Raw genomic sequence first — 9,467 nt, 5'->3', positions numbered from 1 at the left:
GTAACGTTCATTACGATAAACGCTGAATGAATATTTCAAGGAGATCAAGTTGCGATGCAGCATCGCCCGGTATGTGTTCCGGTCGGACAAGCGGGACGGGCAGGGGGGATTTCCGGCCGAAAGGTCGCCGATCAGGCGCGCGGCCGGGGCAGGACGCCTTCGAGGAAAATCGACACTGCTTCACAGGCTTCCACTTTCACCCGCGGCCGGTCGGCCACGCCGATGCGGCCGTTGACCGAGCGCAGGATCACTCCGCCGAACACCATCATGTAGAAGCGATCCGCGACGATCGCGGGATGTTCGAGGATCAGCCGGCCACTGCGCTTTTCGCGCTCGAAGTATTGGGTGAGCAGACGCTCTGCCGGCGTCACGCCATGCTCCATGAACCAGTCGCGGAGCTCGGGGAAACACAGGCCTTCGCCGATCACGATGCGGTGGGTGACGATCCGGCCGGGCGACAGGATCTCCTCGACCATGCGCTCGGCGGCCAGCGGCAGCGCCTGCTCCGGCGGAAGGTCGGAGCGATACAGCATTTCCAGGCCTTCACCGAACGCGGCGATGCTGCGCTTCATGATCGCCAGGGCCAGGCCGTGCTTGTCACCGAATGCGTTGTAGAGCGTGGACAACGACCCTCCCGAACGCGCAACCACGTCATTCAGGCGCGCATTGCGATAGCCCTTCTCCAGGAACACCTCGGTGGCCGCCTCGATGAACTTCTCGATGCGCAGCTCCACCCGGCCGGATACGTCGGTGCGCGGGCGGGAACCCTTCTCGGACGGATGCTGCGGGTGGTCGGGAAAATCCGTCATGGGCGGAAGCGCGTCAGTTGAGGGCGATGCGGATCGCGGCGGCGGCGGTCAGCGGCGCCAGCACCAGCGCCAGCACCAGTCCGGCGCCGAGCAGCAGCAACGCGCCGCCGCCGTCCAGGCCCTGCGCGCTGGCCGCGACGCTGCCCGCGCCGAAGACCAGGATGGGCACATACAGGGGCAACGCCAACAGCGCGACCAGGATCCCGGAGCGTCGCATGCCGACGGTCAAGGCCGCGACCACCGCGCCGAGCAGGCTCAGCAGCGGCGTGCCCAGCACCAGCGAGGCCAGCAGCGCCGGCAACTGCGCGCGCGGCAGATGCAGCAGTTCGCCCAGCAGCGGAGTGACGATGATCAGCGGTAGCGCGGTGGTCGCCCAGTGGGTCAGCACGCGCACCGCGACCAGCCAGGCGAGCGGCACCGGCGCCAGGATCCATTGCTCGAGCGAACCATCCTCGGCGTCGCCCCGAAACAGCGTGTCCAGCGACAGCAGGCCGGCCAGCAACACCGCCACCCAGATCACCGCCGAGGCCACCTTGCCCAGTGCATCCGGCTCGCCACCCAGTCCCAGCGCGAACACCACCACCACCAGCAGGGCAAACAGCGCCGGCTGCAACGCGTCGCCGCGACGGCGCCACATCAGCCGCAGATCGCGCACCACCAGCGCCGACGCCGATGCGAACAGGCCGGGGGCGCTCATGCCGCACCTCCCAGCATCAGCATGCGGGTCTGCACCGGCGGCGCGGCATAGGCGCCATGGGTGGTGACCAGCGCGGCGCCGCCGCTGCGCAGGTGCGCGGAGATCATCCGGTTGACCAGGTTGATGCCCTCCAGGTCGAGATTGGCGTAGGGCTCGTCCAGCAGCCACAGCGGCGCCGGCGACAGCCACAGGCGGGCCAGTGACAGACGCTTCTTCTGGCCGGCGGAGAGCTGCCGCGCCAGCGCGTCCTCGTAGCCGCCCAGACCGACCATCGCCAGCGCGTTGCCCGGCATCTGGCGCGCGCGGCGGCCGTGCAGGCCGCACAGGAAGTTGAGGTTCTCCAGCGTGTCCAGATCCGCCTTCAGCGCGGGCAGGTGGCCCAGATAGGCAATCGCGCGCGAACGCTGGGTGGCGTTGGCTGCACGGCCGTCGATGGTGATGTCGCCGCGGTCGGCGCGCAGCAGCCCGGCCAGCACGCGCAGCAGGGTGGTCTTGCCCGCGCCGTTGCCGCCCTGGACGAGCAACGCCTCGCCGGCATCCACCGCGAATTCCAGCGGGCCGAACACCGGTTCGTCGTTGCGCGAAAAGGTCAGGCCATGGGCGGCCAGCAGCGGCGGGTGGTTCGGAACGGAATCGATCATCAGGCGGAGCCTTCGGGGAAGGCGGGTCTCGGCGGCAATCAGCCGGCTATTGTATGCGAGGCGTCGCACCGGCCCCGGTGCTCATCCCGCCCAGTCGACCGCGGCAAACCCGGGCAGCAGGGCCAGCCCGGACGGCGGCGGCCACATCAGGCGCAGGCGGACCGCTTGTCCGTGTCGCCAATGGAGAATCCCTCCCTGGGCGAACGCGCGTGCCAACGCGTCGGCGTCGTCGCGAGCCAGATCCAGCACCAGCCAGCCGGGCTCATGCCAGCCGCCGGTGTCGTCGCTGGCGCCCGCCGGAAGGTGGACGTGGCCGGTTTCCCGCAGGTGGGCCCGCAGCCGCTGATCGGCCCGGCGGTTCTCTTCCGCCGTGCGACGGGCCAGAGGCGGGTTCCAGGCCGTGATCCACAGGTAGTCGCGCGCCGGGAACCTCGCCTCCAGTGCCGTCGCCGGCGCGCCAATCCGCAGCGGGAAACGCCCTTCACCCGACAACACCTCGTAGCGGGCGGCGCACCAGGCGCGCGCCAGCCGGCATTTTTCCGGATCGGGAACGCTGTATCCGTTCATGGCCCCATCATCGCCGGACACCTTCATTGCGTACACTCCGCAGTCCCCTGTGAGATCGGACCGGCGGATGCCTCTCGAAACCAAATTGCCCAAGGTGGGCACCACCATCTTCACCGTCATGTCGCAGCTGGCCGCCGAGCACGGCGCGGTCAATCTGGGGCAGGGCTTTCCCGATTTCGCGGTGCCGCGACGGCTGGTCGAGGAACTGGATCGCGCCATGCGCGAGGGTCACAACCAGTACGCGCCGATGACCGGTGTCGCGCCGCTGCGCCAGGCGATCGCCGAAAAGGTGCTGCGCTGCTACGGCCGCCAGGTCAATCCGGACACCGAAATCACCGTCACCAGTGGCGCCACCGAGGCGCTGTTCAACGCCATCCATGCGGTGGTGCGCCCGGGCGAGGAGGTGATCGTGCTGGACCCGGCCTATGACAGCTACGAGCCGGCGATCGAACTGGCCGGCGCGCGCGCGATCCACGTCGCGCTGGATCCGCACACCTTCGCGGTGGACTGGAACAGGATCCACGCCGCGATCACCCCGCGCACCCGCCTGTTGATCATCAACAGCCCGCACAATCCGTCCGGCGCGATGCTGGACGAAGCGGATCTGCGAACCCTGGCCGACCTCCTGCGTGACACGGGCATATTCCTGATCTCGGACGAGGTCTACGAGCACATCGTGTTCGACGGCCGCCGGCACGAGTCGGTGCTGCGCTACCCGGAACTGGCCGAGCGCGCCTTCGTGGTGTCCAGCTTCGGCAAGACCTACCACTGCACCGGCTGGAAGATCGGCTATGCGATTGCGCCGCCCGCGCTGAGCGCCGAGTTCCGCAAGGTCCACCAGTACAACGTGTTCTGCACCTTCGCCCCGGCCCAGCACGCGTTCGCGGCGATGATCCGCGACGAACCGGAACACTACGAACAGCTGGGCGCGTTCTACCAGGAAAAGCGCGATCGCTTCCGCGCGCAGTTGCTGGAAACCCGCCTGAAGCCGCTGCCGGTACCGGGTGGCTACTTCCAGCTGGTGGACTATTCGGCGGTGAGTGATCTGCCGGACACCGAGTTCGTTCGCTGGCTGACCATCGAACATGGCGTCACCGCGATTCCGCTGTCGCCGTTCTACGAGAACGCGCCGGCGGAACAGCGCCTGGCGCGACTGTGTTTCGCCAAGAACGAGGCCACGCTGGACGCGGCCATCGAACGCCTGAAGAAGCTGTAATCTTTCCCTCCTCGACGGATTTCCACCGACATGCAGGACCTGCGCCTCTCCCTCGTCCAGGGCATCACCCGCTGGCATGACCCGGCCGGCAACCGCGCGTACTACGGCGATCTGATCGCGCCGCTGGCGGGCCATGCGGATCTGGTGATCCTGCCGGAGACCTTCACCAGCGGCTTCAGCAACGAGGCCATCGATCGCGCCGAGGGCATGGAAGGCGAAACCGTCGCCTGGATACGCGAGCAGGCCCGCAAACTGGACGCCGCGGTCACCGGCAGCGTGCAACTGCGCACGGACGAGGGCGTGTTCAATCGCCTGTTGTGGGCGACGCCCGACGGCGATCTGCACAGCTACGACAAGCGCCACCTGTTCCGGTACGCCAACGAGCACAAGCGCTACGCCGCGGGCCGTGAGCGCCTGACCGTGGAATGGAAGGGCTGGCGGATCAATCCGCAGGTCTGCTACGACCTGCGCTTTCCGGTGTTCTGCCGCAACCGCTACGACGTGGAGCGGCCGGGGCAACTGGATTTCGACCTGCAGATTTTCGTCGCCAACTGGCCAGCGGCGCGCGCCCACGCCTGGCGCACGCTGCTGCGTGCGCGCGCCATCGAGAACCTGTGCTTCGTCGCCGCGGTCAATCGCGCCGGCACCGACGGCAACAAGCTCGACTATTCCGGTGACAGCGCGGTGATCGATTTCCTCGGCCAGCCACAGGTGGAGCTGGGGCCGGGCGAGGGCGTCACCACCACGACCATTTTGGCCGAAGCGCTCGCGGCGCATCGCGAAGGTTTCCCGGCGATGCTCGACGCGGATCGTTTCGAACTTGCCTGAAGCAACCCGGCGCATCTGGACCCTCGGTCATTCCAGCCGCGACTGGGAGGCCTTCGCGGCGATACTCACCGGCGCGGGCATCGAGGTCGTGGCCGACGTGCGTCGCTACGCCGCTTCGCAGCGTTATCCTCAGTTCGCCGGCCCCGCACTGATGCGCGGCCTGTCGGAACGGGACATCGACTACCGGCCGATGCCCTCGCTGGGTGGACGGCGGGAGCCGCGCCCGGACTCGGTGAACACCGCCTGGCGGCAACCGGGCTTCCGTGGCTATGCCGACTACATGCAGACACCGGTCTTCATCGAGGCACGCGCCGCGTTGGCCGAGGTCGCGGCGCGCCGTCCGACCGCCTTTCTGTGCGCCGAGGCGGATTGGCGCAACTGCCATCGCGGTTTGATCGCCGACGCGTTCACCGCCGATGGCTGGGAGGTTCGCCATCTGCTCGACGACGGACGGCATGAAATCCACCCGCTGACCCGCGCCGCGCGCCTGGTGGATGGCTGCCTGGACTACTCTCTGCCGATGCCGCCGCAGGGCGAGTTGTTCTGATCCCGATCGAGAGTTGTGCGGGAGCGACGTGAGTCGCGATGGATGTCCAAGAGCGCATCCCTTCAGTCCCGCTACCTGTCAGGGCGAATCACGTTGACATTCCCGTGCCGGTCAACCATCCGGTCGCGACTCACGCCGCTCCCGCAAGGGCGTGCAGCACATCAGCGCACGGGTCGCTCCGGCAGGATCTGACAGACCGCCTGGCACAGCGCCAGCACCTTGTCGTCGGGGCCCCGCGCTTCGCCGGCGAGATGCAACTGGCCACGGGTGCGTTCGATCAGCCGCGCGGTGCAAACGATATGCGACACATCCGGCGTCACCGGGCGCAGGTACTGGGTGTTGAGCGAGGTGGTCGCGCTGGGCGGGGCGATCAGATAGGAAAATGGGCCCAGGGTGTTGTCCAGCGCGGCGACGATGAAGCCGCCCTGCATGTGCCCGATCGGATTCTGGTAGCGCGCCAGCACCGGGAAACGCATGCGCAGCGATTCGCCTTCGGCGTATTCGACCACTTCACCCAGCATGTCCAGCAGGCAGGGGGGCGGAATCTGCAACGGCGCGCCCGCCGGCAGCCGCGCGCGCAGCAGCGCATTGATGTCGGCCGCGCTCACGGCGTGAAGCTCAGTTCGAAGGCGGCCAGGAACGGTGCGCGCGGCGGTGGCTCCAGGAAGCGCCCGTTGAGTTCCTTCTCGACGCAGACCGCCAGCGCGGTGTCGCCCTGGCGCCAGGTGCGGACGACGCGGCCACGCGCATCCACCTCGACGACGATCACGAACGCGGCGGTGTCGTGGCGCGGATCGGCACAGTTGGCGACGCTGGTTTCCAGTTGTCGCGACTGCGCTTGCTGGAAGGCGGCGCGCATCGCCGGATCCAGCGAAGCCTCGTCGCGATCCGCCCGCGCCTTGGCGTCGGAAAAAACCTGCGGTGTCTGCGCGAGGCCGGCGAGCGGCAGCAGGAGGATGGCGAGCAGCAGGCCGGTGCGGATCATGGCTTCGCCTCCGGCGGCGCGATCCGCAGCAGCTTGCCGTCGTTCTCGTCGGTCAACACGTAGACGCTGCCGTCCGCTCCCACCCGCACGTCGCGCACGCGCTCGCCGATTTCATTGAGCAGGCGCTCCTCCGACACGATCGCGTCGCCCTTCAGGCTCAGGCGGATCAGGTTGCGCTCGGCCAGCGAACCCAGGAACAGGCTGTCGTTCCAGGGCGAACCGGCGTGGCCGGTGTAGAACGCCATGCCACTGAGGCCCGGCGATTTCTCCCACACGTGGTAGGGCGCTTCCAGGCCCGGTTTCTCGCGGCCCTGGGCTTCCGGAATGGGCAGGCCGGAGTAGTTGATGCCGTGGGTGATGATCGGCCAGCCGTAGTTGAGTCCGGGGCGGGGCAGGTTGATCTCGTCGCCGCCACGCGGGCCGTGCTCGGATTCCCACAGTTTTCCGGTGCGTGGATCGATCGCCAGACCCTGCATGTTGCGGTGCCCATAGCTCCAGATTTCCGGACGCGCGCCGGCCTTGCCGACGAAGGGATTGTCCTGTGGCACGCTGCCATCCAGGTTCAGCCGCACCAGCTTGCCCTGCAGCTTGCCCAGTTCCTGCGAGGTGGGGCGATGGTTGCGTTCGCCCTGGCTGATGAAGACGTGGCCCTGGCCGTCGAAAGCCAGCCGCGAGCCGAAATGGTTGGGACCCTCCAGCTTGGGTTCCTGCCGATAGATGACCTTCACTTCCGCCAGCGCGTCGGTGCCCAGCCTGGCGGTCGCCACCGCGGTACCGGCGGTGCCGTTGTCGCCCGGTTCGGCGTAGCTCAGGTAGATGTGATGGCTGTCGGCGAAATCCGGCGCGAGGGCGACGTCGAGCAGGCCGCCCTGGCCTTCGGCGAACACCTTCGGCACGCCCGCCAGCGGCGCGGAGATGGCGCCATCGGCGCCGACCCGGCGCAGTTGCCCCGAGCGCTCGGTGACCAGGAAGCCACCTTCCGGTAGCAGCGCGAGGCCCCACGGATGATCCAGTCCCTGCGCGAGCACGCTGACCTGGATGTCGCCCAGCGCGCTGGACAGGGCACGCGCTGCCGGCGGTTGCGCGGGCGCGGGTTTCGCGGCGGCGGGCGCCGCCGCGTCGCCATCGCGTGCCTGGCAGGCGGACAGCGCGGTGACGGCGAGCAGGGCAAGGGCGAGGACGGAACGATGGGGCATCGGAAATCTCCCTGGGGGTTGGGTCAACGGTAACCGGCGGCCTGCAGTTCGAACAGCTCCGCATAGCGGCCACCTTCGGCCATGAGCTGGTCGTGGGTGCCGCTGGCCTCGAGGCGGCCTTCATTGAGCACGAGAATGCGATCGGCCATGCGCACGCTGGAGAACCGGTGCGAGATCAGCACCGCGGTGCGTTTGCTGGACAGCTCCTTGAAACGCTGGAACACCTCGAATTCAGCGCGCGCATCCAGCGCGGCGGTGGGTTCGTCCAGGATCATCACCTGGGCATCGCGCATGTAGGCCCGGGCGATGGCGATCTTCTGCCACTGCCCGCCGGACAGATCCACGCCGGTCTTGAAACGGCGGCCGATCAACTGGTCGTAACCGTTCGGCAGCGACGCGATCACCTCGTCGGCCATCGAACGGCGCGCGGATTCGCGGATGCGCGCGTCGTCGTCCATGGCATCCACCTGGCCCACGCCGATGTTCTCGCCCGCGGTCAGGTGATAGCGCACGAAGTCCTGGAAGATGACACCGATGCTGGCGCGCAGATCGTCGATGTCGTATTCGCGCAGGTCGCGTCCGTCCAGCAGGATGCGGCCTTCGTCGGGGTCGTACAGCCGCGCCAGCAACTTGACCAGGGTGGTCTTGCCGGCCCCGTTCTCGCCGACCAGCGCCAGCACTTCGCCGGCGCGCAACTGGAAATCCAGCCCGCGCACCGCCCAGCGCTCGGCGCCGGGATAGCGGAAGCCGACATTCTCGAAACGGAAGCCTTCGCGGATCGGACGCGGCACCGGCGCGGCGTTCGGTGGCGAGACGATTTCAGGACGGATTTCGAAGAACGAGAACAGGTCCTCCAGGTACAGCGCCTGCCCGGCCACCTGCGAGAAGCCGATCAGCAGACCCTCCAGCAACTGTCGCAGGCGCAGGAAACTGCCGGCCAGGAAGGTCAGGTCGCCGATGCTGAAATCGCCGCGCACCGTGCGCCAGGCGATGTAGCCATAGGCCACGTAATAGCCCAGCGTGCCGAGGCCGGCCAGCAGCGTGCCCCACATGGCGCGGCGGCGCGCCAGTGCGCGGTTGGCGCGGTAGAAGCCTTCGGCCAGCTGCCGGTAGCGATCGATCAGGAAGCGGTGGAGGTTGAAGATTTTCACCTCCTTGGCCGTTTCCACGCTCGCGCCGGTCTGGCGGATGTACTCCAGCTGACGGCGTTCCGGCGTCCACTGGAAGTTCAGCGAATAGCCCAGCGCGTTGAAATGCGCCTCGCCGACGAAAGCCGGCACCAGCGCCACGACCAGAAGCAGGATCAGCCAGGGCGCATATACCAGCAGCCCGGCCGCGAAACTGATCACCGTGATCGCGTCCTGCGCCTGGCCGAACAACTGGCTCATCAGGTTCATCCGTCCCATGGTCTGGCGGCGCGCGCGATCCAGCTTGTCCTGCAGGTCCGGATCCTCGAAATCCTCCAGATCGAGGCGCGCCGCGTGCTCCATCAGGCGGATGCTGGTGGCGTTGGTGAACAGCTCCGACAGCAGCGCGTCGGCGTAGCTGACGAAACGGCCCAGCAGGTCGGACAGGATCGCCAGGCCGAACTCCAGCGCCAGCAGACCGAGCAGGGTATCGAGTTGTCCGTCGCGCCAGATCTCGGCCAATCCGGCCTGGGGCAGTCCGAGACCGACCAGACGGATCGCTTCGTCGATGATCAGCTTGCCCACGTACAGCGTGGCGACCGGCAGCAGCGCGCGGATCAGGCGCAGGCCAAGGCTGGCCAGGGTCAGCCAGGGGCTGGTCGCCCAGATCTGCTTCAGAAAAGGTGGCAGGTTGCGCATCGCATTGAAGCGATCGCGCAGGCTGGGACCGGACTTTTCGCCGCGCCGGGGCTTGGTGCCGGCGGCGGCCGGGGGAACGGGGGCGGAAGCCATGCGGCATTGTGCCTGCTCGGCCCGGTTCGCGGGAAACGACGTGGCCATGCGGCCACGTCGCA

Annotated in this window: 11 protein-coding genes; 3 read left to right on the top strand and 8 right to left on the bottom strand. The window is 67.9% G+C overall.

Features of this window, described 5'->3' with window-relative positions:
• Nucleotides 1-131: 131 nt before the first annotated feature.
• The 4 genes from AC3DEZ_RS04325 to AC3DEZ_RS04310 all read right to left on the bottom strand — a co-directional run bounded on the left by AC3DEZ_RS04325 (nt 132) and on the right by AC3DEZ_RS04310 (nt 2,714).
• Nucleotides 132-809: a TetR/AcrR family transcriptional regulator gene (locus AC3DEZ_RS04325; protein WP_488387136.1), complete on the bottom strand. Its 678-nt coding sequence runs from the start codon at nt 807-809 to the stop codon at nt 132-134.
• Nucleotides 810-822: 13 nt separating this feature from the next.
• Entirely contained in the window at nt 823-1,506 is a 684-nt protein-coding gene (gene ccmB / locus AC3DEZ_RS04320) for a heme exporter protein CcmB (RefSeq protein ID WP_488387135.1), read from the bottom strand.
• On the bottom strand, nt 1,503-2,147 hold the full coding sequence (gene ccmA / locus AC3DEZ_RS04315; RefSeq protein ID WP_488387134.1) for a heme ABC exporter ATP-binding protein CcmA: 645 nt from the start codon (nt 2,145-2,147) through the stop codon (nt 1,503-1,505). The genes ccmB and ccmA overlap by 4 nt, the downstream gene beginning before the upstream one ends.
• Before the next feature lie 81 nt (nt 2,148-2,228).
• Nucleotides 2,229-2,714 carry a DUF3293 domain-containing protein gene (locus tag AC3DEZ_RS04310; protein ID WP_488387133.1) on the bottom strand — a complete coding sequence of 162 codons (486 nt, stop codon included), beginning with the start codon at nt 2,712-2,714 and terminating at the stop codon, nt 2,229-2,231.
• A 67-nt stretch (nt 2,715-2,781) separates the two neighbouring features.
• Between AC3DEZ_RS04310 and AC3DEZ_RS04305 the strand changes: the two genes are divergently transcribed.
• From AC3DEZ_RS04305 to AC3DEZ_RS04295, 3 genes are read left to right on the top strand one after another with little or no spacing between them, the layout of a single operon-like run.
• Nucleotides 2,782-3,930: a pyridoxal phosphate-dependent aminotransferase gene (locus tag AC3DEZ_RS04305; RefSeq protein WP_488387132.1), complete on the top strand. Its 1,149-nt coding sequence runs from the start codon at nt 2,782-2,784 to the stop codon at nt 3,928-3,930.
• 30 nt (nt 3,931-3,960) lie between these two features.
• Nucleotides 3,961-4,758 (top strand): amidohydrolase, encoded by a 798-nt coding sequence (locus AC3DEZ_RS04300; protein ID WP_488387131.1) that lies wholly within the window; start codon nt 3,961-3,963, stop codon nt 4,756-4,758.
• Nucleotides 4,751-5,305 (top strand): DUF488 domain-containing protein, encoded by a 555-nt coding sequence (locus tag AC3DEZ_RS04295; protein ID WP_488387130.1) that lies wholly within the window; start codon nt 4,751-4,753, stop codon nt 5,303-5,305. The genes AC3DEZ_RS04300 and AC3DEZ_RS04295 overlap by 8 nt, the downstream gene beginning before the upstream one ends.
• Before the next feature lie 161 nt (nt 5,306-5,466).
• Here the strand turns inward: AC3DEZ_RS04295 and AC3DEZ_RS04290 are convergent, their stop codons facing one another.
• The 4 genes from AC3DEZ_RS04290 to AC3DEZ_RS04275 are packed head-to-tail and all read right to left on the bottom strand — an operon-like array spanning nt 5,467 to nt 9,405.
• On the bottom strand, nt 5,467-5,913 hold the full coding sequence (locus AC3DEZ_RS04290) for a PaaI family thioesterase (RefSeq protein WP_488387129.1): 447 nt from the start codon (nt 5,911-5,913) through the stop codon (nt 5,467-5,469).
• Complete coding sequence (locus AC3DEZ_RS04285) at nt 5,910-6,290, bottom strand: hypothetical protein (protein ID WP_488387128.1); 381 nt, start codon at nt 6,288-6,290, stop codon at nt 5,910-5,912. The genes AC3DEZ_RS04290 and AC3DEZ_RS04285 overlap by 4 nt, the downstream gene beginning before the upstream one ends.
• Complete coding sequence (locus tag AC3DEZ_RS04280) at nt 6,287-7,486, bottom strand: PQQ-dependent sugar dehydrogenase (RefSeq protein WP_488387127.1); 1,200 nt, start codon at nt 7,484-7,486, stop codon at nt 6,287-6,289. The genes AC3DEZ_RS04285 and AC3DEZ_RS04280 overlap by 4 nt, the downstream gene beginning before the upstream one ends.
• Nucleotides 7,487-7,509: 23 nt before the next feature.
• Nucleotides 7,510-9,405, bottom strand: coding sequence for an ABC transporter ATP-binding protein (locus AC3DEZ_RS04275; RefSeq protein ID WP_488387126.1), 1,896 nt, complete (start codon nt 9,403-9,405; stop codon nt 7,510-7,512).
• Nucleotides 9,406-9,467: the final 62 nt, after the last annotated feature.

It is taken from the genome of Pseudoxanthomonas sp. 134C1, assembly GCF_057773065.1.
Note: the sequence above shows the minus strand (reverse complement) of the source record. Positions and strands in the feature narration are given on the sequence as shown.

What these genes read in the sequence shown, in the direction of transcription:
- AC3DEZ_RS04300 (WP_488387131.1), top strand. Translation starts at nt 3,961, where the DNA reads ATGCAGGACCTGCGCCTCTCCCTCGTCCAGGGCATCACCCGCTGGCAT.
- AC3DEZ_RS04305 (WP_488387132.1), top strand. Translation starts at nt 2,782, where the DNA reads ATGCCTCTCGAAACCAAATTGCCCAAGGTGGGCACCACCATCTTCACC.
- AC3DEZ_RS04325 (WP_488387136.1), bottom strand. Translation starts at nt 809, where the DNA reads ATGACGGATTTTCCCGACCACCCGCAGCATCCGTCCGAGAAGGGTTCC.
- AC3DEZ_RS04280 (WP_488387127.1), bottom strand. Translation starts at nt 7,486, where the DNA reads ATGCCCCATCGTTCCGTCCTCGCCCTTGCCCTGCTCGCCGTCACCGCG.
- ccmA (WP_488387134.1), bottom strand. Translation starts at nt 2,147, where the DNA reads ATGATCGATTCCGTTCCGAACCACCCGCCGCTGCTGGCCGCCCATGGC.
- AC3DEZ_RS04310 (WP_488387133.1), bottom strand. Translation starts at nt 2,714, where the DNA reads ATGAACGGATACAGCGTTCCCGATCCGGAAAAATGCCGGCTGGCGCGC.
- AC3DEZ_RS04275 (WP_488387126.1), bottom strand. Translation starts at nt 9,405, where the DNA reads ATGGCTTCCGCCCCCGTTCCCCCGGCCGCCGCCGGCACCAAGCCCCGG.
- ccmB (WP_488387135.1), bottom strand. Translation starts at nt 1,506, where the DNA reads ATGAGCGCCCCCGGCCTGTTCGCATCGGCGTCGGCGCTGGTGGTGCGC.
- AC3DEZ_RS04285 (WP_488387128.1), bottom strand. Translation starts at nt 6,290, where the DNA reads ATGATCCGCACCGGCCTGCTGCTCGCCATCCTCCTGCTGCCGCTCGCC.